Below are 22,522 nucleotides of genomic sequence, written 5' to 3'. Positions count from 1 at the left end.
AGCCTAGGGGTTGACCAAAACCGCTTCGGCAGACCTGATCGGCACCGGCGTCAGCGACTCCACCCGGCCGCCTTTGAGCGTCAGCCGCTTGGTGCACACGCTCTGAATAAGGCTTTCGCTGTGGCTCGCCAGAACGATGATGCCTGCCTTTTCGGCCAGTTCGTCCATGCGCCTCTTGGCCTTTTCTTGGAAAGAAGCATCACCTGCTCCGATCCATTCGTCCATCAGCAGGATTTCGGGTTCAAGCGCTGTCGCCACCGAAAAAGCGAGCCGCGCCGCCATACCCTGGCTGTAGGCCTTGAATGGAAGGTCAATGAAATCGCCGAGCTCGCTGAAGGCAATGATGTCTTCCATCTTTTCTTCGATCTCGGCTTCCGACCATCCGTTAATCAGGCCTCGCAATACGATGTTCCGGCGACCCGTCGCTTCGCGGCGAAATCCGATGTTGATGTTGAAAAGAGCATCGACCTTACCTTCGATCGCGACGCTCCCTCCGGAAGGCTCGTAGATGCCGTAGAGGACTTTCAGCAGTGTTGTTTTCCCAGCTCCGTTCGGGCCTACAAGGCCAAGCCGGTCGCCGGCCTTGAGTTCGAAACCGACGCCGTCGAGCGCCTGAACGAACTGCCTTCGGCCGGAACCTTCAATTCTGCCGCCTGTTGGGCCCAAACGCCGATCCCGCGCCGAAAGCGTCAGTCTTTCGTGCAGCTTGTAGACCAGGCTGACGTTGTCCAGTTTTATGGAAACCATCACAAACTCATATCAAAAAGACGACCTGGCGGCGATATCTGCCAAGCAACAACAGCGCGATCGCCCACATAGCCAAGGCTACCATGCCTGTGACGGCGAAGGCATTACTCGGAAACTGGCCGCTGAGGATCGGGGTGCGTGCAACGTCCAGGAAGTAGGCGAATGGATTCCATTGATATGCGTACCTCTGGATGGCGTCTTGCCCATTATAAACCCAGAACACGGGTGTGAAGAACATTCCAACGCGCATCAGGTTGCCGACGATGAATTCGCTGTCCGGGAAGAATGCGCCGGTAAACGCAAAGACGGTGATGAGAGCCGGTGTAGCCAACAGGATCAGGAGAAGCCCCATAAGCGACCACAGCCACGCCATAGTCAGCCCCGAGCCAGTCAGCAATAGAATGACAATGCAACCTGCAATCGCGTATCCGGCTCGGATCGCAGATTGTACGGTCAATCGCATCACATAGACAAACAGCGGAAGCGTCGTGCCTTCGATGAAGCTCTCCTCGCGCTTGAAGAGTGACACGCTCAGCGAGATGACCTCCATCAGGAAGAACCACACCATCAAGCCAATCGCGACGTAGGCGGTATAGCCTGTGGCATCCTTGCCCGCAGGCTGGAACACGAAAACGAAGGTGCCGACAAAGGCAAGATAGTTGACCAGCAGCCAAAGCGGCCCAAGCGTGGTGCGCCGGTGCTGGTCGCCGATATCCTCATGCGCGAGGGCAATCCATACCCTTCGCAGCCTCATCGCCCCGAATATATCGTCGAGCGCGCTGTTCAGTGCCGAAATCATCGCTGTGGTGCCACAGTTATTGTTCTAGTGTTTCGTCTAACGCCCACACGACCGCCAAGCCCCTCTTTCATAGCCATGGCGACAAGCTTATGGCAACGTGGTGCGGCTTAGTGAAGCCGGATTGTCGTCCACTGACATCTATTAGCGGAGTCTATTGGACAGTTTCCCGATGTCACCAACAGTTCGGCTTGGCTTGTTGCTGCTTCGAGACAAGTCATTGGCACGTTCACTCAGCCAAAAAAACCGCTAGCCCTCCCGTCCTCTCCGCGCTAAGGCGATAACCGGGCGACGGGGTCGGGGAATTGCAATCTGAAGTGGCGGTGGACGATGTTTTGTCCGCGGCCGTTCTGATAGCATCTCCGCGCCTGGAGTTCAGTGCCACCCAATGACCGCCTACGTAGAAGCCGTATCGGGAATCCGACCGAGGATGCGGCGCGCCATCATCATGATCCAGGACCTCGTCATGGTCCTGGTCGCGGTGGCGCTCAGCCTCATCCTGTCGCAGTCGCGGCTTTCCTTCGACGCGCTCTCTTCCGGCGGGCTGGCCTGCTGGGCGCTCATCGTGCTCGTCGCCCATCTGCTGTTCCGATCCAGCGGCCTCTACAACACCGTCTGGCGCTTTGCCTCCACGCCCGACTTCTTCAACATCCTCAAGGGCTGCGGCGGCCTGACGGTGGTTCTCTATCTGGCCTCGCTTGCCTTCCGCTTCTTCTTCCAGCCGGTCGCCGGCCTCAACGAGCGCCAGTTCATCGTCTTCTTCCTGGTCTCCTTCACCATCATTTCGGCGCCCAGGCTCTATTATCGCTTCCTGCGCGACGGCGCGAGCTGGCGCATCCTGCGCCGCGCCGCCGGCGATGCCTCGACCAAGCAGGCACTGTTCATCGGCCGGCTGGGCGAGGCGGACCTGATCGTTCGCTTCACCCGCACGGCCATGCCGGCGGAATACGCCATCGCCGGCATCATGGCCACCGAGAGCGACGCGCCGCTCGGCACGCAGATCCAGGGCGTTCCGGTCGTGGCGCTGCGGCCGCGCCTGGTCGAGGTGCTGGAGGAATATGTCAAGGGTACGGAAAACCTCGACCTCCTGATCTTCGGCCAGGGGGTCGAGCGCGAGATCGAGGACTATGCCGAGCTGGTGCGCGTCGCCCGCCACAGCGGCATCGCCGTCGTCCAGTTTTCCGGCCTGTCGGAACTGGGGCTGGGCGGCAAGCTGGTTCTCGATGCCGTCGAGATGGAAACAATCATGCGCCGCTCGGCGGTCGCCACCGACATCACGCGCATCGGCGCCTTCGTCGGCGGCAAGCGCGTGATGGTCACCGGCGGCGCCGGCTCCATCGGCCGCGTGCTGGTCAAGCGCGCGCTGGAACTGGGCGCCGAGGCGGTGCTGGTGGCCGACAATTCCGAGTTCGGCATTTTCCAGCTCGATCAGCAGACCGACGACGGCGACCGCGACCGGCTCACCAGCCGCATCGTCGACGTCACCGACCGGCCTCACATGACGCGCCTCGTCAGCGAGTTCAAACCCGCGATCATCTTCCATGCCGCGGCGCTGAAGCACGTGCCGCTGCTCGAGGAAAACTGGGAAGCGGCGATCGAGACGAATGTCTTCGGCACGCTCGCCTGCGCCGAGATCGCCGCCGAATGCGGGGTGCCGCAGTTCCTGCTGATTTCCAGCGACAAGGCCGTCGACCCGACCTCGGTGCTGGGCGTCACCAAGCGGGCGGCCGAGCAGGTCGTCTCCTCGCTGCATGAAACCCAGGCGGCGGCGTCGCCGCCGCGTGCCGGCGCAGCGAACGGCCATGGCGGCGCCACCGGTTTGCGTCATTCGGGCACGAAATTCATCGCCGTGCGCTTCGGCAACGTCTTCGGCTCCAACGGCTCGGTGGCGACCATCTTCCAGGCGCAGATCGAGGCCGGCGGGCCGGTGACCATCACGGACCGGCGCATGACCCGCTATTTCATGACCGTGGCCGAGGCCGTCGACCTCGTCATCATGTCGGCCGCCGATGCCGAGCAGCGCCGGGGCGCGGATGACTACGCCATCTACATGCTCGACATGGGCAAGCCCGTGCCGATCCTCGAAGTCGCTGAAACCATGATCCGCATGGCCGGCAAAAGCCCCTACACCGACATTCCGATCCGCTTCACCGGCATCAGGCCCGGCGAGAAGCTGCACGAGACGCTGCATGCCGAGAACGAGGAGGTCGTCAAGCTCGACACCGCCAAGATCTTCGGCCTCAGGACCGGCGTCATCGAATGGCCGAAGATCGAGGCGGCCCTGCCGGCGCTGGTGGCCGCGATGCACGATCGCGACAAGGGCGCCGCGCTTGCCATCCTGGCAGGGCTCTACGGGGTGGAAGAAGCTGTTAGCGGCGCGCGTGAAGAGGCGTCGCCGAAAACGGCCGGGCAGGCTGGTTAGCATGTCTCCCGAAAGTGGAAACCGGTTTCGGGACAAAGACATGCGTAAGATCAAAAACTTAAAGCGTACTGTGCGCTTTAAACCTGTGCCGTACGCCCGCAATTGTCCATTGAAACCTGTTCAAGCACCCTTCGGGCAAGTGATTTCAGAGCCGTGACCAGAAAAGATCAGCGCGTGGCCGTTCTCATGGGCACGAAGGATGGCGCGGCCTATATCGGCGAACAATTGCAATCCTTGGCTACGCAGTCCTGGCCGCTCGTCGATCTCTGGGTCTCCGACGACGGCTCGTCGGACGCCACGACCGCAATCGTCGAGACGTGGCGATCCCGCTGGATCAAGGGGTCCCTCACCCTTTTGCAAGGCCCGCAAAGGGGCTTCGCCGCCAATTTCCGCTCGATGATCATCGATCCGAGCATCGATGCCGATTTCTATGCCTTTTGCGACCAGGACGATGTCTGGGAGCGGGACCGGCTGGAGAGCGCAATCCGCTGGATGGAGGGAGAGGACATCGAAACGCCGCTCCTGTTCTGCTCGCGTACGGCGACCATCTCGCAGACCGGCGTCCCGGCCGGCTATTCGCCGCTGTTTCGTCGCCCGCCGTCCTTCCGCAATGCGCTGGTGCAGAGCATCGCGGGCGGCAACACCATGCTCTTCAACCGCGCGGCGCGTCAGCTCCTGGCGAAAGCATCGGCGAGAACCGAATTCGTCAGCCATGACTGGTGGGCCTATCTCATCGTCACCGCCGCCGGAGGCAAGGTCCGCTACGAGCCGCGGCCGCTGGTGAGATACCGGCAGCATGCGGCAAACCTGGTCGGCGCCAATGTCTCCTGGAGGGCGAGGTTTTCAAGACTGGGACGTCTGTTCAAGGGCCAGTTCGCCACCTGGACGGACAGCAATCTGCGCGGCCTCGCCGTCAACCGCGACCTCATCGCGCGCGATGCGGCACTTTGCCTTCGCCTGTTCATCAGGGCGCGCAAAGGCAGTGTCTTCAAGCGCTTCGGCCTGCTCGGCAAAAGCGGCGTCTACCGGCAGACATTCATGGGGACGCTCGGGCTCTACGTCGCCTTCCTTTGGCGCCGGATCTGAGCGATGACCGCGAAGCGCGCGCTTGACCTCGCGGTCGCTGTTCCGATGCTGGTGGTGGCGGCTCCCGTCCTGCTTGTCGCGATGCTGGCAATCCGGGCAACATCGGCCGGCCCCGCCATCTTCTCGCAGATCCGCGTCGGCCGGGGAGGCGCCCTCTTTGCCTGCCGCAAATTGCGCACCATGTATCGCGCAACGCCTTCCTTGCCCACGCACGAGGCGCCGGCCGGTTCGGTCACCGCGGTCGGCAAGGTGCTGCGGGCAACCAAGATCGACGAATTGCCGCAGCTCTGGAACGTGCTCAAGGGCGAGATGAGCCTTGTCGGCCCTCGTCCATGCCTGCCGACGCAGGCGGAACTGATCGAACGGCGCAGGGAACTGGGCGTGCTCACCGCACTTCCAGGCATCACAGGGCTCGCGCAGATCAAGGGGATCGACATGTCTGATCCAAAACTTTGCGCGGAAACCGACGCGGCCTACATCAAGGCCGCCTCGACCAGCCTGGACCTCAAGATATTGCTGGGTACGTTCTTTTGAAGCGCTTCCGGACGGAAAGCTACGGCGAAGGCCCCGAGCCTGGCCGCTTCCCGGAATCGTTCTGACCGGCCTGCCGCGCCAATTCCTCAAGCCGGCCGGGCGTGTCGGTTTCCGGCATCCAGCCTTCCGAGGCCAGCAGGGACGGGTCACAGATCTGCGTCGCCATGAAGGCTTGCCATGACGCCTGCCGGCCAAGCAGCGTGGCCAGCAGCCGCAGCGGCCAGGCCGGCATGGGGAAAAGCCGGGCCGGCCGGCCGTATCCGCGCCGGAACGCGGTGATGATTTCGGCCATCGCAACCGGAGAAGCATCGCTGAGCACATAGATCGGGCGCGGCGGCGCGGGACGGGTCACAAGATGCGTCACGGCGCCGGCCACGGCGTCTTGCGAGACGAGCGAGCGAACCGCTGTCAGGGCGGCTGCTGGCAGCGGCAGGCCGTTGGCAGCGAGGCGCGTCAGCGCGCGCAGATTTCCCTTCATGCCTTCGCCATAGACCGGTGGCAGCCGCAACGCCGTCGCACCGGCGCGCCCTGCCGCTGCGAAAGCCTCCAGCGTTTTGATCTCGCCTTCGCGCTTGGAGCGCCCATAGGCGTCTTGCGGGGCGGGGGGTGTGGTCTCGTCGATGGTGCCGCTGAAACCGGCGCCCACCACGGCGCGGATCGAGGAGAGATAGATGAAGCGCCCGTCGGTGCGCGCGGCCGCCGCCCGGGCGAGCCGTCCGGTCAGCATCGCATTGACGGCCTGGAAGTCGGCCTCGCCGGCGTTGCGGTCATTGTTGAGCGCCGCACAGTGGACGACATGCGTCACCTCGCGCATCAGCGCCAGGAAGGCTTCGTCCGACGCATCGGCGCCGGGCAGCGCGACGGCATCGTCCACGCCCGCCAGTTGCTGCGGCTGGCGGGAGGCGATCCGTATGCCGAATCCGGCCTCGCGCAACCGGCTGACGACCCGGCGTCCAATGAAGCCTGTCGCGCCGGTGACCAGGACCTTCATGGTCGCAGGCTGGCGTCCGGCGCCGCCGCAGGCGCGCTTTTCCCAGTTGGCGCTGCCGTCCGCCCGGATGCAAGGTAGGTCCCCGAGATCAGGAACACCATCAGCGTTGCATCGAGGATGTCGTGGCCGACCAGGATGCCGGCCATTCCGCCGGTGAGATAGGTGATGACCGCGACAAGGACCATCGTCGCGCCGAACCGCTCCACCGGATCGGCGCTGAGGCGCAGTGTCCGTGCCGCGTTCCAGGCGGCGACGACGAAAATCGACGCCAAGGCCAGCGCCCCAAGCAGACCGGCCTCGACCAGCGCGGTCAGGAAGCCATTGTGAAAATGGCTGAAACCCGCGCTTAGCCCGAACTGCTCGTGAAAACCCTGCTTCATCAGCGCACGGCTCGCCGAGATGCCATGGCCGAAAATCGGCATCTCGCGAAACGCGGCAAAGCCGATTTCCCACATCGCCACGCGCAGGCCGAGCGCCGTCGAATGGTCACCATTGGCGTTCAGCGCATCCCAGTCGCTGACCAGGAAGTCGGTTCTATCCAGCACGGCACGGGAGCCGATGGCGGCGATCACAAGGGCGACTACGACGCCGATCGCCACGAAGCGTGCCAGGCTGGCGCCGGTGAACCGGCGGCGGTTGATGAGAAGCACGACGATGCTGGCGATCGGCACGGCCACCCAGATCATGCGCGATCCCGAATAGACAATCGCAATGGCTCCGGCGATCGCCGCCAGGACCGGCAGCTTCCAGCGTTTCTCGATGCCCGACAGCGCGCCGGCAAGGCATGTCATGACGGCAAGGCAGGTAACGGTCGCGAAGACGATCGGATTGCCGGCGCCGCCCTCCGCCCTCACACCGAGCCGATGATACTGGAACACGGCCATCGCCAGCGCGCCGAAGCAGGCCGCGGTGCTGGCCAGGATGGCGATGCGTGCCAGCGCGCTCTTCTCGGTGATGCTCCAGGTCGAATAGGAGATGGGGAACAGCAGGAAGGTGATCAGTGGCAGGAAAAACCGCAGATCGGCGGCCAGCGTGCCGTTGACGATCGAAGCCAGAACCATGGCCGCGCAATAGGCATAGATCGCCACCGTCAAGGCGAGCATCGGCCGGTCGACGTTGAAGCGTCGCCGTTTCGCGGCCAACAGCATCGCGGACCACACGCCACCGGCATTGAAAGCGATGCTGACCAGCGATCCAAGCACCGGCGGCGAAAAAAAGCAGACGATCGAGAAATAGACGTTGATCTGTGCGGGCGTGAGGTGGCGCCGGAGCGTTGTAAACGGGTTCAAATGCTTGCTTCGCAAATTTCCAGGTTGCGCCCGGATCCATGGAGCCAGCCAGAGGCCGCCTCGCCGATCCGTTTGCCGCGCCTTGCCCGTTCCCCGAGCCCGTATAGCGGCTGGCGCCGCTCCGCGATAGTGCGGTCGACGATGTTGCGGCAGAAATCCCGATCCGGCGAGGATCGGGGACTCCGGAATTCCCTGGACGCCACGGGCTTTCGTTTTCGATAGCTCTGGCAGGATTTTCCGCTTTTCCCCGCTGCGCTTGGAAAATTCGTTCTCTAATCGCGGCGCGCCGCGCGGGTCTTGCATTGTTATCGGCAGCGCCGATCTGGTAGAACGCCCGCACGAAACAGTTTGTCCGAAGTGAAATTTGCGCCCGGGCGGTATGGAATTGCCGCCTGCAAATGCAAGATTTCCGCTCCACGGCACGAGAGAACGCTCGACGCTCCATGAATATCGCGCTCACGCATCTGCAGCGGCTCGAGGCCGAATCCATCCACATCTTCCGCGAGGTTGCGGCATCTTTCTCTAAGCCGGTGATGCTCTATTCGGTCGGCAAGGATTCGTCCGTGCTGATGCATCTGGCGATGAAGGCCTTCTATCCGGCCAAGCCGCCTTTCCCGTTCCTGCATGTCGACACCACCTGGAAGTTCCGCGAGATGATCGCCTTTCGCGATCAGATGGCGCAGAAGCTTGGCTTCGACCTTTTGGTCCATGTCAACGAGGATGGCGTTCGCGAGGGCATCAACCCCTTCGATCATGGCTCCAACACCCACACCCATGTGATGAAGACGGTGGCGTTGCGCCAGGCGCTCGACAAATACGGCTTCGATGCCGCATTCGGCGGCGCCCGCCGCGACGAGGAGAAGTCGCGCGCCAAGGAGCGCATCTTTTCCTTCCGCAACGCCCAGCACGCCTGGGACCCGAAGAACCAGCGGCCGGAAATGTGGAAGATCTTCAACACCCGCATCGCGCCGGGTGAGTCGATCCGCGTCTTCCCGCTGTCCAACTGGACCGAGCTCGATATCTGGCAGTACATCCTGCAGGAGAACATCCCGATCGTGCCGCTCTATTTCGCCAAGGAGCGGCCGGTGGTCGAGCGCGACGGCATGCTGATCATGAAGGACGATGACCGCATGCAACTGCGCCCCGGCGAAGCGGTCGAGAACCGGCTCGTGCGCTTCCGCACACTGGGCTGCTACCCGCTGACCGGCGCGATCGAGTCCGACGCCGACACGCTGGAGGCCATCGTCGGCGAGATGCTGACCGCCCGCACCTCCGAGCGCCAGGGTCGCCTCATCGATCGCGACGAGGCAGGTTCTATGGAAAAGAAGAAGCGCGAGGGCTATTTCTGATAATGCGCCACATCATGGCCAAGAGCCTCGCCCCGACCGATTCGATCCGCGACTACATGGCCGCCCAGGAGAAGAAGTCGCTGCTGCGCTTTCTCACCTGCGGCTCGGTCGACGACGGCAAGTCGACGCTGATCGGCCGTCTGCTCTCCGAAACCAAGCAGATCTTCGAGGACCAGCTTGCGGCGCTCGAGAAGGATTCGCGCAAGCACGGCACCACCGGCGACGACATCGACTTCGCGCTGTTGGTGGACGGGCTGGAGGCGGAGCGCGAGCAAGGCATCACCATCGATGTCGCCTATCGCTTCTTCGCCACGCCGAAGCGCAAGTTCATCGTCGCCGACACGCCCGGCCATGAGCAGTATACGCGCAATATGGCGACCGGCGCCTCGACCGCCGATCTGGCCATCGTGCTGATCGATGCGCGCCAGGGCGTGCTGCGCCAGACCAGGCGCCATTCGATCATCGCCTCGCTGCTCGGCATCCGCCACATCGTGCTTGCGGTCAACAAGATCGATCTCGTCGGCTTCGACGAGACCGCGTTCGACCGGATCGTCGCCGACTATGGCGAGTTCGCGAAGGAGCTCGGCTTCGTCAGCATCGCGCCGATCCCGATGTCGGCGCGCTTCGGCGACAACGTCACCAGCCGCTCCGAGCGCACGCCCTGGTATTCCGGGCCATCGCTGATCGAGCATCTCGAAACCGTGTCGGTCGACGAGGCCGCCGTCGAGCTGCCCTTCCGCTTCCCCGTCCAGTATGTGAACCGCCCAAACCTCGATTTCCGTGGCTTTGCCGGCACCATCGCTTCGGGCACTGTCTCGGAAGGAGACGAGGTCGTCGTCGCCAAGTCGGGCAAGGCGTCCAGGGTCAAGCGCATCGTCGCGCAGGGCGGCGATCTCGAGCAGGCGGTCGCCGGCCAGGCGATCACGCTCGTCCTCGAGGACGAGGTCGAGGTGTCGCGCGGCAACATGCTGGTGTCGCCCTCGGCAAGACCGCAGGTCGCCGATCAGTTCGCCGCCAACATCGTCTGGTTCGACGAGCAGGCGCTGCTGCCTGGCCGCTCCTACGTCTTGCGCACCGAAACCGATCAGGTCAGCGCCACCGTCACCGAGCTGAAATACCGGGTCAACGTCAACGATTTCGCGCGTGAGGCGGCGAAGTCGCTCGACATCAACGAGGTCGGCGTCTGCAACCTCTCGACCCGCGCGCCGATCGCCTTCGATTCGTTCGCCGAGAACCGCACCACCGGCGCCTTCATCCTGATCGACCGCATCACCAACGCCACCGTCGGCGCCGGCATGATCCTGCATTCGCTGCGCCGCGCCGAAAACATCCATTGGCAGTCGCTCGATGTCGGCAAGCGCGGCCGTTCCGACTTGAAGAACCAGCGTCCGGCGGTGTTCTGGTTCACCGGGCTCTCCGGTTCCGGCAAGTCGACCATCGCCAATTTGTTCGAGAAGAAGCTGTTCGCGTCCGGGCGACACACCTATATCCTCGACGGCGACAACGTCCGCCACGGCCTCAATCGCGATCTCGGCTTCACCGACGCCGACCGCGTGGAAAACATCCGCCGTGTCGCCGAGGTGGCCAAGTTGATGGCCGATGCCGGCCTGATCGTCATCGTCTCCTTCATCTCGCCCTTCGCCGCCGAGCGGCGCGTGGCGCGCGAGCTGATGGCCGAGGGCGAGTTCGTCGAGGTGTTTGTCGACACGCCGTTCGAGGAATGCGCAAGGCGCGATCCGAAGGGTCTTTACGCGCGCGCCTTGAGCGGCGAGATCAAGAATTTCACCGGCGTGGATTCTCCTTATGAAGCGCCGGAGAATCCGGAAATTCACCTGAAGACTCTCGGCAGGAGCCCGCAGGAGATGGCGGAAGCCCTGGAACATTGGCTGACCGAGCGCGACATTGCCGAGGAGCAGTACGACAATGGCGGCGGTATCTGACGACGAGGCGATGCTCGGCGTTTTCGAGCGCCTGGCGCTCGAGGCCGGGCGCGAGGTGATGCGGGTCTTCCACGAGGGCTGCGCCGTCGACAGCAAGGCAGACTCTTCGCCGGTGACCGAAGCCGACCGCGAAAGCGAGAAGATCATCCTCGCCGGCCTGCGCGCCGCCTATCCGGACATTCCCTGCGTGGCCGAGGAAGAGGTGGCTGCAGGCATTGCGACGCCCGATCTCGGCGGCGCCTTCTTCCTGATCGATCCCCTCGACGGCACCAAGGAATTCGTCAATCGCCGCACCGATTTCACCGTCAACATCGCGCTGGTCCGCCATGGCGTGCCGGAAATCGGTGTCGTCTTCGCGCCTTGCACTGGGCGTTTTTTCACCGGACGGCCGGGCAAGGCCGAGGCGCTCGAGGTCGATGCCGATTATCGCATTGCCGGCCGCCGGCCGATCACCGTGCGGGCGGGGGGCACGCCGCTCGCCGTCGTCGCCAGCCGTTCGCACAACACGCCTGAAACCGATGCCTTCATCCGCGACCTCGGCGCCGCCGAGATCGTCTCGGTCGGCTCGTCGCTGAAATTCTGCCTGCTCGCCGCGGCGGAAGCCGACGTCTATCCGCGCTTCGGCCGCACCATGGAATGGGATACGGCGGCGGGCGACGCGGTCTTGCGCGCCGCCGGCGGCATGACCCGTACCCTTGAAGGCGAGCCGCTGGTCTACGGCAAGCGCAACCAGGCCAGCGACAGCGATTTCGCCAACCCGCATTTCATCGCAACGGGGAAGAGCGCGGCTTAGGGCAGCGTTGCCAATTATCGATGCCGGCGGGACAGAGGCGCCCGGCGCCGACCTTTCAGGCTTTAAGCCGCCGCCACATGCGCCGAGTTCGACCCGATATAATTGCGGATCGTCTCGATGATGCGGTCCTGGTCGGCCTCGCTCAAATAGGCGTGCATCGGCAGGCAGAGGATCTGCTTGGGCAGTGCTTCCGAGACGGCAAGGCCGGTAGGCGTGCGCGGATAGTCCTTGTAGGCCACCTGCTCGTGCAGCGGTTTCACATAATAGATCACCGACGGAATGCCCTTTTCGCCGAGATGCGCCTTGAGCCCGTCGCGTTTCGGCGTCTCGATCGCATACTGCGCCCAGGCCGAGCGGCCATGGCCAAGATTGCGTGACGCCTTGACGATGTCGCCGAGGCCCTTGGCATAGCGGTCGGCGACAACCTGGCGCGCCATCATCTCATCCTCGAGGATGGCGAGCTTTTCGATCAGGATCGCCGCCTGCAGCGTGTCGAGGCGCGAATTGATGCCGACGCGGACATTGTCATATTGCGTCTCGCCCTTGCCGTGGAAGGCGAAGGAGCGGAGCTTGTCGGCCAGCGCGCCGTCATTGGTGAACATGGCGCCGCCGTCGCCATAGCAGCCAAGCGGCTTGGCCGGATAGAAGCTGGTCGAGCCGACATGGCCGAAAGCGCCGCACATCGTGACGTCGGCGGAACCGCCCATCGACTGCGCGGCATCCTCGATCACCAGAAGGTTCTCGCGCTTGGCGATCGCCATGATCGCCTCGTAGTCCGCGGAGAGCCCGAACAGGTCGACGGGGATGATCGCCCTCGGCTTCAGCCTTCCTTCCTTCTTGATCATCTCGATCGCCGCCTCGAGGCTGGCGATATCGATGTTGTAGGTGTCGCGGTCGACGTCGACGAAGACCGGCTCGGCCTTGGCTAGCGCCACCACTTCGGCGGTGGCGGCGAAGGTGAAGCTCGGCACGAACACCGCATCGCCCGGGCCGATGCCGGCGGCAAACAGCGGCAGAAGCAGAGCATCGGTGCCGTTGGCGCAGGCGACCACATGCTTGACGCCGATATAGGCCGCCAGCTTGTTCTCGAATTCGGTGACCTGCGGACCGAGGATATAGCGGCCGTCCTCGACGACTTTGTCGATAGCGACCTTCAGCCGGTCGCGGATACGTTCGCGCTGTGCGCCAAGATCGATGAACTGCATGTCGGCCTCAATGCCTGTAAAACCGGCCCGCTGGTAACAGACTTGAACCGGCTGAGAAAGCCGGCGGCGGCCGGCGCAGATTGCTTATGTGTCGCAGCGTGTTACCGACTTTGCCGGCGCAATGCCTGAAAAAGCCGGAAATCCGAGCTTTGAGAGGTGTTTTCCTGCCCCTCTTGTCGCGTCGTTCCACCGATGGGAAACATAAAGTGATCGGCCGCGAAGGATGGGCTCGCGTCCGTCCCCGCGCCGGATCAGGCGATTTCGTGGCGCCAGGGCGGATTGGCGCCGGCTCGCGAAACCGTTACCGCCGCCGCGCTGGCGCCAAGTTCCAGCGCCTTGCGGATCGCTTCTTCCGGAAGGTTGCCGATCGCCGCCTTGGTGAGCAGACCCTGCTCATGCAGGGAGGCCAGGATGCCGGCATTGAACGTGTCGCCGGCGCCGACCGTGTCGATGACCTTCACCTTCTGCGGCATGACCGTGACCTTGTGCGCCTTGCTGTAGCCGACGGCGCCTTCGCTGCCATGGGTGACGACGATCAGCTCGGGCCCACGCTCCAGCCAGTTGCGCACCACATCCTCGTGCGAGCCGGCCTCGTCGAACCATTTGAGGTCCTCGTCCGACAATTTCACGATGTCGGCCATCGCCATCATCTCGCGGATGCGTCTGAGATGCTTGGCCTTGTCCGGGATGAAGTTCGGCCGGATGTTGGGGTCGAGCATCATGACGCGGCTTTGGTGCTCGCGTCGCATGAATTCCTCATAGGCCGAGCCCGCCGGCTCGGAGATCAGGCTGATGGCGCCGAACAGCATCGCCTCGATTTCCGAGCCGAGCTTCGGCAGGTCCTCGATGGTCAGCATGCGCCCGGCGGTGTTCTCGTCATAGAAAGTGTAGGTCGCCTGGCCGTTGGTGAGCCGCACGAAGGCGAGCGTGGTCGGGCGAGGGGAGGTGTGCGCATAGGTGGAACTCACCTTGCTGGCGCCGAGCGCGTCGCGGAATTGGCCGCCGAACAGGTCGGAGGAGAGGCCGGAAAAGAAGCCTGCCGGGGCGCCGAGCCGGCCGAGCGCAATCGCCGAGTTGAACACCGCGCCGCCGACATAGGGCGCGAAGGCCGCTTCGCCTTCCGTCGTGGTGCGCGGCAGCATGTCGATCAGGGCTTCGCCACAGCAAAGGATCATGTCGTCTTGGTCTCCGGCGGATGGATCACGCCCTTGCGGATGATGATGTTGGCAAAGAGCCTGGGTTCGCTGGTCGCCACGATGGCGTGCGCGGCCTTGACGCGTGCATAGAAGTCGGGCCCGGCCAGCGCAACCACCTTGTGGCCCGGCGCGCGCCTGGCGCAAACCGCTTCCATCTCGCGATGCACGGGGTCGGCGAGCGCCGGGTCGCCCTTGACCGAGGCACGGAACAGCGCCTCTGGCACCGCCTCGTCCACCGGCAGCACGCTGAGCACGGCGTCGAGGACGGCTATGACGTTGTGGCCGTCCGCGCGGATCAGCCGCCGCGCCTGTTCCTCGGCCGGATAATTGCCGTCGACGATCGCGATCTCGTCGCCATGGCCCATTGCCCTGAGCGTCGCCAGGAACCGGGGCCCGAGCAGCGGCGGGATGCCGATCAGCATGGTCAGGCGCCCCCGGACGTATTCGGTCCGATCAGGAAGCGCTCGGAGAGCGGCAGGCTGGCGCCGCCCATGGCGCGTGCGTGGATGCCGACCGTTCCCTCGCGCACGACAGGCAGTTTCAGTCCTTCGGCATCGATGCGGGCGATCGCTTCCGTGACGGCATCGACCAGCCGGCGCCGCACCTCGAGCGGCATCCAGCCGTCGATAACCGCCGCTTCGAAATCGATGACCGACGAGGCAGCGACAATGGCATAGGCGAGCGCCCGCGAGGCGCTGGCGATCCACTCGTCGAGATCGGCGCCGATCTCGCCCCATTCCTGCGGCGAGGTCCACAGATAGGTGCCGTCGATGCCCTTGGCGGAGAGCGCCCTTTCCAGCATCGCGATCGAGGCGACGTCGATGAGCTGCGTCGGTTTGCCGTCCGGCCCGGGCACCGGCATCGAGCCCAGCGCGCCGGCGTTGCCGTTCGGCCCGCTGTAGAGGCGGCCGTTGAGCACGATGCCGCCGCCGGCGAAGGCGCCGATGTAGAAATAGACGAAATCGCGCGCTCCGCCCGCTCGTCCGAAGACGAGCTCCGCGCCGCAAGCCGAAGTCGCGTCGTTCTGCAGGTAGACGGGGAACTCGCACTGCCCCTGGATGTCTGCGCGGATGTCGCGATGGCGCCATTCGTCCATGATCTCGCGCGGCGCGCCGGCCGTGTCTGCCCAGTTCCATAGCTCGAACGGCATGGCGATGCCGAGCCCGGCAATGCGCTTGTCCTGCGCCGGCGCCAGCTCGCCGCGCATCGTCTTGATGCCGGCGGTGACGAACTCGACGGTCTCGCGCGGTGCGGGATAGCGGTAGGAATGCTGCAGCATGGCGCGCACATTGCCGAGGAAGTCTATCAGCACGAGCTCGGCGCTGCGGCGGCCGATCTTGAGGCCGATGAAAAAGGCGCCTTCCGGATTGAGCGCCATCGGGATCGAAGGTTGGCCGATCTTGCCGCGCAGCGGCGCCTGGCGCACGAGCAGCTTGTCTTCCTCGAGCTCGCGCATGATCACCGACACTGTCTGGGCAGACAGCCCGGTCATGCGCGCAATGTCGGATTTGGCCAGGCTGCCATGCTGGCGCACCAGGGACAGCACGAGCCGCTCATTGTGGTCGCGCATGCCGCTCTGGTTGGTGCCGCGATGCAGCCGGCTTTCCAAAGCCTCGGGCGAACCGTGCCTCGCAATGCCGGTCTCCACCCTGTTCCTCCCGTCTGTTTCCCCTCGATGCTTTTCGTTCAGAATGGGTGAACAGCGCAAGAGTGTCAATAATAAATAAGAGTGATTTAATTATTGACAGCGGTTACGGACTGGTGTCTTTTTGACATCGCGCCCATACTGGGAGAACTTCGGTGGGCGCTCCGCAGGCGCCGGTTGGCCGGCGCCGGAGTGGTTCACTGGGAGGAAATCATGCGTAAATGGACTATCCTGAAGGCGGCCGTTGCCGGTCTTGCCTTTTACGGCGCGATGGCCACGGCCTCGTATGCCGCCGACATCGTCGGCCTGATAACCAAGACCGAGGGCAACCCGTTCTTCGTCAAGATGCGCGAAGGCGCGCAGGCCAAAGCCAAGGAACTCGGCCTCACGCTGCAGACCTTTGCCGGTAAGTTCGACGGCGACAATGACAGCCAGGTCGCGGCCATCGAGAACCTGATCTCGGCCGGCGCCAAGGGCTTCGCCATTGTGCCGAGCGATTCCAGCGCCATCGTGCCGACCATCAAGAAGGCGCGTGATGCTGGCCTGCTGGTCATCGTGCTCGACACGCCGCTCGATCCGATCGACGCGGCGGACGCCACTTTCGCGACCGACAATTTCAAGGCAGGTGAGCTGATCGGTGAGTGGGCCAAGGGCACGCTTGGCGACAAGGCCTCGAGCGCCAAGATCGCCTTCCTCGACCTCGCCACCAACCAGCCGACCGTCGACTATCTGCGCGACCAGGGCTTCATGAAGGGCTTCGGCATCGACATCAAGGATCCGAAGAAATACGGCGACGAGGACGACGCGCGCATCTGCGGCCACGAGATGACCGGCGGCGCCGAGGATGGCGGCCGCACCGCCATGGAAACGCTGCTGCAGAAGTGCCCGGACGTGAGCGTGATGTACACGATCAACGAGCCGGCGGCGGCCGGTGGCTACCAGGCGCTCAAGGCGGCCGGCAAGGATGACGGCTCGGTGCTGGTGGTTTCGATCGACGGCGGTTGCCCGGGCGTCAAGAATGTCGCGGCCGGCGTCATCGGCGCGACCTCGCAGCAATATCCGCTGAAGATGGCCGCCATGGCCATGGAAGCGATCGAGAAGTTCGCCAAGACCGGCGAAAAGCCAAAGCCGACCCCCGGCAAGGAGTTCTTCGACACCGGCGCCACGCTGATCACCGACAAGCCCGTCAATGGCGTCGAGTCGATCGACAGCAAGAAGGGCGCGGAACTTTGCTGGGGCTGACGCCTTCCTAAGACCCGCAATAACGGACTAAACTCACTGAAAGGGCGGCTCCGGCCGCCCTTTCCCGAAGCACGGGATCCTGGGAGGGGATAAAGATGAGCGACGACACAACCGGCTCGGTCTCGGCCGAGCGCGGCCTTCAGGGCCACGACCAGTCCGTGGCGAGTTTTGATGAGGACCGGGGTTCATTTGTAAAAAACCTGCAGCGCTTCCTGCACGAATATCCCACGGCCATCCCGTTCATTGTCCTGGTCATCGGCGTTTTGATTTTCTCGGTCGCGGCGGGCGGGCGCTTCTTCGCGCCGTTCAATCTTTCGCTGGTGCTGCAACAAGTCACCATCATCGCCTTTCTGGGCATCGCCCAGACGCTGGTCATCCTGACCGCCGGCATCGATCTTTCGGTCGGCGCCATGATGGTGCTGTCGTCCATCGTCATGGGCAGGCTGACCGTAACCTACGGCGTGCCGGTCGAATTGAGTTTCGTGCTGGGCCTGCTCACCGGTCTTGTCTGCGGCCTGATCAACGGCCTGCTGGTGGCGGTGATCAAGCTGCCACCCTTCATCGTCACGCTCGGCACCTGGAGCGTCTATGGCGCGATGGTCATCTACGTCTCGCATTCCGAGACCGTGCGCGCCCAGGACATCGAGGCGGCGGGACCGCTGCTGCAGTGGCTGGGCCATACGATCAGGTTGGGTGGCGGCGCGGTGCTGACCTACGGCGCCATCGCCATGATCCTGACGGCTCTGATCATCTGGTATGTGTTGAACCGCACCGCCTTCGGCCGCCATGTCTACGCAACCGGGGACGACGACGAAGCCGCACGCCTCGCCGGCATCAACACCCGCGGCGTGTTCATTGCCGTCTACACGCTGGCCGGCTTCATCTGCGCCGTCGCCGCCTGGGCGCTTATCGGTCGCATCGGCGCGGCAAGCCCGCTCGGCAACCAGACCGCCAATCTCGATGCCATTACCGCCGTGGTGATCGGCGGCACCTCGTTGTTTGGGGGCCGCGGCTCGATCGTCGGGACATTGTTCGGCGCGTTGATCGTCGGCGTCTTCCGCAATGGCCTGGCGCTCGCCGGCGTCGACTCGCTCTGGCAGGAGTTCACCGTCGGTATCCTCATCATCCTCGCCGTCACCATCGATCAGTGGATCAGGAAGATTTCGGCATGAGCACGCAGTCCATTCTTCAGGCCCCCATTCTGCAGGCAAAAGGCCTCAACAAGCGCTACGGCAGGGTGGTCGCTCTCGACAATGCCGATTTCGACCTGATGCCGGGCGAGATACTTGCCGTCATCGGCGACAACGGCGCCGGCAAGTCGACGCTGGTGAAGGCGCTCTGCGGCGCGGTCATCCCGGACTCCGGCGCGATCGAGCTCAACGGCCAGCCGGTGCATTTCCGCTCGCCGATCGAGGCGCGCATGGCCGGCATCGAGACCGTCTACCAGAACCTGGCCCTGTCGCCGGCGCTGTCGATCGCCGACAACATGTTCCTTGGCCGGGAACTGCGCAAACCGGGCTTCGCCGGGCAATGGCTGAGGAGGCTCGACCGCTCGGCCATGGCGCGCATCGCCCGCGAGAAACTGTCCGAGCTCGGGCTGATGACCATCCAGAACATCAACCAGTCGGTCGAAACGCTGTCGGGTGGCCAGCGCCAGGGTGTTGCTGTGGCCCGCGCTGCCGCCTTCGGCAGCCGCGTCGTGATCATGGACGAGCCGACCGCGGCGCTCGGCGTCAAGGAAAGCCGCCGCGTGCTGGAGCTGATGCTCGACGTCAAGAAGCGCGGTCTGCCGATCGTGCTCATCTCGCACAACATGCCGCATGTCTTCGAGGTGGCCGACCGCATCCACATCCATCGCCTGGGCCGTCGCCTCGCCGTCATCGATCCGAAGCAATATACAATGTCCGACGCCGTCGCCTTCATGACCGGCGCCAAGGCACCGCCGGAGGTATTGGCGGCCTGATCGCGCCGCATTGTCGCGGGGATGTGGAACGCGGCCCGCTTAAATCGATTGAACCTATGCTGCAACGCACTAAGATAGGCTGGGAGGAACGGTGAAAGCCGCTATGATCAGGCCAGTTGAACGAGAGACGAAATGACATCCGCCATGACGATCGAAGTCCCAGTCCTCGACAATCCCGATCCCAAGACGCTCGCCGAGGAAGTCCTGCTGTCGCTCAAATACCGGGTCGGCAAGGACACCACCGTCGCCACGCCCTATGACTGGTTGACGGCTTCGATCAAGGTCGTCCGCGACCGCATCGTCGACCACTGGATGCAGGCAACCAAGGAAGCCTATGACCAGCAGGAAAAACGCGTCTATTACCTTTCGCTGGAATTCCTGATCGGGCGCCTGATGCGCGACGCCTTCTCCAATCTCGGCCTGATGGAGAACATGCGCGAGGCGCTGTCCTCCCTCGGCGTCGACCTCGACCTCATCGCGGGGCTCGAACCGGACGCCGCGCTCGGCAATGGCGGCCTCGGCCGTCTCGCCGCCTGCTTCATGGAAAGCATGGCGACCGTCGATATCCCCGCCCATGGCTACGGCATCCGCTACGCCAACGGCATGTTCCGCCAGGAAATCCACGGCGGCTGGCAGGTCGAGCTGCCGGAGACCTGGCTCGACCACGGCAACCCTTGGGAGTTCGAGCGGCGCGAGCGCTCCTTCGAGGTCGGCTTCGGCGGCTCGGTGGAATCGATCACCTCCAAGGACGGCCGGCTCGAACGCCACGTCTGGAAGCCGACCGAGCATGTGCTGGCGGTTGCCTACGACACGCCCGTCGCCGGCTGGCATGCCAGGCGCGTCAACACGCTGAGACTTTGGTCCGGTATGCCGATCGATCCGATCCTGCTCGACAAGTTCAACGCCGGCGACCACATCGGCGCGCTGGCCGAAAGCAACAAGGCCGACGCGCTGTCGCGCGTGCTCTATCCGGCAGATTCCCACATGGCCGGGCAGGAGTTGAGACTGCGGCAGGAGTATTTCTTCTCCACCGCCTCGCTGCAGGACATCGTGCAGCGTCATCTCAGCCAGTATGGCGATCTGAAATCGCTGCCCGACAAGGCGGCGATCCACCTCAACGACACCCATCCCGCGGTCGCCGTGCCGGAGCTGATGCGGCTCCTGATGGACGTCCACGGCATGGACTTCGACCAGGCCTGGGATATCACCAAGCGCACCTTCGGCTATACCAATCACACGCTGTTGCCCGAGGCGCTGGAAAGCTGGCCGGTGCCGCTGTTCGAACGTCTGCTGCCGCGCCACATGCAGATTGTCTATGCCATCAATGCGCAGGTGCTGCTCGAGGCCCGCGCCACCAACCAGTTCTCGAGCGATCAGATCGCCCGCATCTCGCTGATCCAGGAAAATGGCGACCGCCGCGTGCGCATGGGCAATCTGGCTTTCGTCGGCTCGCATTCGATCAACGGCGTCTCGGCCCTGCACACCGAGCTGATGAAGGAGACGGTGTTCGCCGATCTCCACAAGCTCTATCCCGACCGCATCAACAACAAGACCAACGGCATCACGCCCAGGCGCTGGCTGATCCAGTGCAATCCGGGCCTGACCTCGCTTGCCCGCGAGGCGATCGGCGACCGCTTCATGGACGACATCGAGGCGATCAAGGATCTCGATCCGCTCGCCGACGACGCGGCTTTCCGTGAAAAATTCGCCGCCGTGAAGCGGCAGAACAAGGTGAAGCTCGCCAACCTGATCGCCGACCGGCTCGGCATTCGGCTCGACCCCTCGGCGCTGTTCGATATCCAGGTCAAGCGCATCCACGAATACAAGCGCCAGCTCCTCAACATCATCGAGGCGATCGCGCTCTACGACCAGATACGCTCGCATCCCGAGCGGGACTGGATGCCGCGCGTCAAGATCTTCGGCGGCAAGGCAGCGCCGAGCTACCACAACGCCAAGCTGATCATCAAACTGGCCAACGACGTCGCGAAAGTCATCAACGGCGATCCGTCGGTGCGCGGCCTGCTGAAGGTGGTGTTCGTGCCGAACTACAATGTCAGCCTGGCCGAAATGCTGATGCCCGCCGCCGATCTTTCCGAGCAGATATCGACCGCCGGCATGGAAGCATCCGGCACCGGCAACATGAAGTTCGGCATGAACGGCGCGCTCACCATCGGCACGCTCGACGGCGCCAATGTCGAGATGAAGGAACATGTCGGCGACGACAACATCTTCATCTTCGGCCTCACCACCGCCGAGGTCGCCGATCGGCGCAACAATGGCTACAATCCGCGCGGCATCATCGAGGCGTCCCCTGAATTGTCGCAGGCCGTCGCGGCGATCTCGTCCGGCGTCTTCTCGCCCGATGACCCCAATCGCTACCGCGACCTCATGAATGGGCTCTACAGCAGCGACTGGTTCATGGTGGCGGCCGACTTCGATTCCTACGCCGCCTGCCAGCGCGAGGTGGACCGCGTCTGGCGCGACAGCCCCGATTGGAACGCACGCGCCATCCACAACGTTGCCCGCATGGGTTGGTTCTCGTCCGATCGCACGATCCGCCAATATGCGAAAGAAATCTGGAACGTACCCGTCTGATATGATTGCATGAGATCACGAACAATGTGGTGTCGTGCATGTCGCCCAAAAGTGCGTAGCGGTTTTGGGGCAACGACATGCACAAAACAAAATAACGCCCGGGGAGGGAACACCGCCTGATGAGGAAGCCGCGCGCGACCGCTGCGACAAGCGGGCCGGACGGACTGGCGCCAGCCGGCGATGTCGCGGCGATTGTCTCCGGAACGCATGGCGATCCTTTCTCGGTCCTGGGCGTGCAGGAAGCCGGCAAGGGCTTTGTCGCCCGCTGCTTCGTGCCCAATGCGGAATTCGTCACCGCCTATACGCTGACCGGCAAGGAGGTCGGCGCGCTTTCCCGCCGCGACGATGCCGGCTTCTTCGAGGGCAAGGTCTCGATCCGCAAGCGCCAGCCGCTGCGCTATCACGCCGGCAACGCCGGCGGCGACTGGTGGCTGACCGATCCCTATTCCTTCGGCCCGGTGCTCGGTCCGATGGATGACTATTACATGGCCGAAGGCTCGCATCTGAGGCTGTTCGACAAGCTCGGCGCCCACATCGTCGAACACGAGGGCGCCACCGGCGTGCATTTCGCCGTCTGGGCGCCCAATGCCAGGCGCGTCTCCGTGGTCGGCGCCTTCAACGACTGGGACGGCCGCCGGCACACCATGCGCGACCGCAGGGATACCGGCATCTGGGAATTGTTCATTCCCGATCTCGGCGCGGGCCAGCCCTACAAGTTCGAGATCATCG

The 22,522-nt window shown here is 63.9% G+C and carries 18 protein-coding genes and 1 pseudogene; 11 read left to right on the top strand and 8 right to left on the bottom strand.

The window, feature by feature from the left end; genetic code table 11:
* Positions 1-3 precede the first annotated feature (3 nt).
* Positions 4-747: an ABC transporter ATP-binding protein gene (locus FJW10_RS04855; protein WP_140898823.1), complete on the bottom strand. Its 744-nt coding sequence runs from the start codon at positions 745-747 to the stop codon at positions 4-6.
* A gap of 7 nt (positions 748-754) precedes the next feature.
* The gene (locus FJW10_RS04850) at positions 755-1,546 is read right to left on the bottom strand and encodes an ABC transporter permease (RefSeq protein WP_140835401.1); all 792 of its coding nucleotides are present in this window, start codon (positions 1,544-1,546) and stop codon (positions 755-757) included.
* Positions 1,547-1,931: 385 nt separating this feature from the next.
* On the opposite strand from FJW10_RS04850, the gene FJW10_RS04845 reads away from it, so the two are divergent.
* The 3 genes from FJW10_RS04845 to FJW10_RS04835 all read left to right on the top strand — a co-directional run bounded on the left by FJW10_RS04845 (position 1,932) and on the right by FJW10_RS04835 (position 5,585).
* Positions 1,932-3,965: a nucleoside-diphosphate sugar epimerase/dehydratase gene (locus tag FJW10_RS04845; protein WP_181177413.1), complete on the top strand. Its 2,034-nt coding sequence runs from the start codon at positions 1,932-1,934 to the stop codon at positions 3,963-3,965.
* Between the two features lie 174 nt (positions 3,966-4,139).
* The gene (locus FJW10_RS04840) at positions 4,140-5,051 is read left to right on the top strand and encodes a glycosyltransferase family 2 protein (RefSeq protein WP_246674113.1); all 912 of its coding nucleotides are present in this window, start codon (positions 4,140-4,142) and stop codon (positions 5,049-5,051) included.
* 3 nt (positions 5,052-5,054) lie between these two features.
* The gene (locus FJW10_RS04835) at positions 5,055-5,585 is read left to right on the top strand and encodes a sugar transferase (RefSeq protein WP_140898817.1); all 531 of its coding nucleotides are present in this window, start codon (positions 5,055-5,057) and stop codon (positions 5,583-5,585) included.
* Between the two features lie 19 nt (positions 5,586-5,604).
* Here the strand turns inward: FJW10_RS04835 and FJW10_RS04830 are convergent, their stop codons facing one another.
* Positions 5,605-6,576, bottom strand: a complete 972-nt coding sequence (locus FJW10_RS04830; RefSeq protein WP_140898815.1) for an NAD-dependent epimerase/dehydratase family protein — start codon at positions 6,574-6,576, stop codon at positions 5,605-5,607.
* Positions 6,573-7,865, bottom strand: coding sequence for an O-antigen ligase family protein (locus tag FJW10_RS04825; protein ID WP_140898813.1), 1,293 nt, complete (start codon positions 7,863-7,865; stop codon positions 6,573-6,575). Before FJW10_RS04825 ends, FJW10_RS04830 begins: the two co-directional genes overlap by 4 nt.
* Before the next feature lie 443 nt (positions 7,866-8,308).
* Between FJW10_RS04825 and cysD the strand changes: the two genes are divergently transcribed.
* From cysD to cysQ, 3 genes are read left to right on the top strand one after another with little or no spacing between them, the layout of a single operon-like run.
* Positions 8,309-9,214, top strand: a complete 906-nt coding sequence (cysD, locus tag FJW10_RS04820; protein ID WP_246672342.1) for a sulfate adenylyltransferase subunit CysD — start codon at positions 8,309-8,311, stop codon at positions 9,212-9,214.
* Between the two features lie 2 nt (positions 9,215-9,216).
* Positions 9,217-11,154 carry a sulfate adenylyltransferase subunit CysN gene (gene cysN / locus FJW10_RS04815; RefSeq protein ID WP_140898809.1) on the top strand — a complete coding sequence of 646 codons (1,938 nt, stop codon included), beginning with the start codon at positions 9,217-9,219 and terminating at the stop codon, positions 11,152-11,154.
* Positions 11,155-11,164: 10 nt separating this feature from the next.
* The gene (gene cysQ, locus FJW10_RS04810) at positions 11,165-11,947 is read left to right on the top strand and encodes a 3'(2'),5'-bisphosphate nucleotidase CysQ (protein WP_181177437.1); all 783 of its coding nucleotides are present in this window, start codon (positions 11,165-11,167) and stop codon (positions 11,945-11,947) included.
* 62 nt (positions 11,948-12,009) lie between these two features.
* Here cysQ and FJW10_RS04805 read toward each other — a convergent pair whose 3' ends face one another.
* From FJW10_RS04805 to FJW10_RS04790, 4 genes are all read right to left on the bottom strand, one after another.
* Positions 12,010-13,152 (bottom strand): DegT/DnrJ/EryC1/StrS aminotransferase family protein, encoded by a 1,143-nt coding sequence (locus FJW10_RS04805; protein WP_140835411.1) that lies wholly within the window; start codon positions 13,150-13,152, stop codon positions 12,010-12,012.
* 251 nt (positions 13,153-13,403) lie between these two features.
* Positions 13,404-14,327, bottom strand: a complete 924-nt coding sequence (locus FJW10_RS04800) for a carbohydrate kinase (protein WP_140835412.1) — start codon at positions 14,325-14,327, stop codon at positions 13,404-13,406.
* Positions 14,324-14,770 carry an RbsD/FucU domain-containing protein gene (locus FJW10_RS04795; RefSeq protein WP_140835413.1) on the bottom strand — a complete coding sequence of 149 codons (447 nt, stop codon included), beginning with the start codon at positions 14,768-14,770 and terminating at the stop codon, positions 14,324-14,326. Before FJW10_RS04795 ends, FJW10_RS04800 begins: the two co-directional genes overlap by 4 nt.
* A 2-nt stretch (positions 14,771-14,772) precedes the next feature.
* On the bottom strand, positions 14,773-15,996 hold the full coding sequence (locus FJW10_RS04790) for an ROK family transcriptional regulator (protein WP_140898805.1): 1,224 nt from the start codon (positions 15,994-15,996) through the stop codon (positions 14,773-14,775).
* Between the two features lie 210 nt (positions 15,997-16,206).
* Between FJW10_RS04790 and FJW10_RS04785 the strand changes: the two genes are divergently transcribed.
* The 5 genes and pseudogenes from FJW10_RS04785 to FJW10_RS04765 form a co-directional block, all read left to right on the top strand.
* Positions 16,207-17,235 carry a sugar ABC transporter substrate-binding protein gene (locus tag FJW10_RS04785; protein ID WP_140643399.1) on the top strand — a complete coding sequence of 343 codons (1,029 nt, stop codon included), beginning with the start codon at positions 16,207-16,209 and terminating at the stop codon, positions 17,233-17,235.
* A gap of 95 nt (positions 17,236-17,330) precedes the next feature.
* Entirely contained in the window at positions 17,331-18,407 is a 1,077-nt protein-coding gene (locus FJW10_RS04780) for an ABC transporter permease (RefSeq protein WP_140898803.1), read from the top strand.
* Positions 18,404-19,198, top strand: a complete 795-nt coding sequence (locus tag FJW10_RS04775) for an ATP-binding cassette domain-containing protein (protein ID WP_246674112.1) — start codon at positions 18,404-18,406, stop codon at positions 19,196-19,198. Before FJW10_RS04780 ends, FJW10_RS04775 begins: the two co-directional genes overlap by 4 nt.
* 132 nt (positions 19,199-19,330) lie before the next feature.
* Positions 19,331-21,793, top strand: a complete 2,463-nt coding sequence (locus tag FJW10_RS04770; RefSeq protein ID WP_140898801.1) for a glycogen/starch/alpha-glucan phosphorylase — start codon at positions 19,331-19,333, stop codon at positions 21,791-21,793.
* A gap of 119 nt (positions 21,794-21,912) precedes the next feature.
* Positions 21,913-22,522 (top strand): annotated as a pseudogene (locus FJW10_RS04765) (1,4-alpha-glucan branching enzyme); the annotation flags it as partial.

Source organism: Mesorhizobium sp. B4-1-1 (assembly GCF_006439375.1).
Classification (GTDB): domain Bacteria; phylum Pseudomonadota; class Alphaproteobacteria; order Rhizobiales; family Rhizobiaceae; genus Mesorhizobium.
The sequence above is the reverse complement of the archived record's forward strand: the minus strand, read 5'-3'. Positions and strand labels throughout refer to the sequence as shown.

Bases quoted from the DNA above. Each gene is read 5' to 3' on its own strand.
- FJW10_RS04855 (WP_140898823.1), bottom strand. From the start codon at position 747: ATGGTTTCCATAAAACTGGACAACGTCAGCCTGGTCTACAAGCTGCAC.
- FJW10_RS04850 (WP_140835401.1), bottom strand. From the start codon at position 1,546: ATGATTTCGGCACTGAACAGCGCGCTCGACGATATATTCGGGGCGATG.
- FJW10_RS04845 (WP_181177413.1), top strand. From the start codon at position 1,932: ATGACCGCCTACGTAGAAGCCGTATCGGGAATCCGACCGAGGATGCGG.
- FJW10_RS04835 (WP_140898817.1), top strand. From the start codon at position 5,055: ATGACCGCGAAGCGCGCGCTTGACCTCGCGGTCGCTGTTCCGATGCTG.
- FJW10_RS04830 (WP_140898815.1), bottom strand. From the start codon at position 6,576: ATGAAGGTCCTGGTCACCGGCGCGACAGGCTTCATTGGACGCCGGGTC.
- cysD (WP_246672342.1), top strand. From the start codon at position 8,309: ATGAATATCGCGCTCACGCATCTGCAGCGGCTCGAGGCCGAATCCATC.
- cysN (WP_140898809.1), top strand. From the start codon at position 9,217: ATGCGCCACATCATGGCCAAGAGCCTCGCCCCGACCGATTCGATCCGC.
- cysQ (WP_181177437.1), top strand. From the start codon at position 11,165: ATGCTCGGCGTTTTCGAGCGCCTGGCGCTCGAGGCCGGGCGCGAGGTG.
- FJW10_RS04805 (WP_140835411.1), bottom strand. From the start codon at position 13,152: ATGCAGTTCATCGATCTTGGCGCACAGCGCGAACGTATCCGCGACCGG.
- FJW10_RS04800 (WP_140835412.1), bottom strand. From the start codon at position 14,327: ATGATCCTTTGCTGTGGCGAAGCCCTGATCGACATGCTGCCGCGCACC.
- FJW10_RS04795 (WP_140835413.1), bottom strand. From the start codon at position 14,770: ATGCTGATCGGCATCCCGCCGCTGCTCGGGCCCCGGTTCCTGGCGACG.
- FJW10_RS04785 (WP_140643399.1), top strand. From the start codon at position 16,207: ATGCGTAAATGGACTATCCTGAAGGCGGCCGTTGCCGGTCTTGCCTTT.
- FJW10_RS04780 (WP_140898803.1), top strand. From the start codon at position 17,331: ATGAGCGACGACACAACCGGCTCGGTCTCGGCCGAGCGCGGCCTTCAG.
- FJW10_RS04775 (WP_246674112.1), top strand. From the start codon at position 18,404: ATGAGCACGCAGTCCATTCTTCAGGCCCCCATTCTGCAGGCAAAAGGC.
- FJW10_RS04770 (WP_140898801.1), top strand. From the start codon at position 19,331: ATGACATCCGCCATGACGATCGAAGTCCCAGTCCTCGACAATCCCGAT.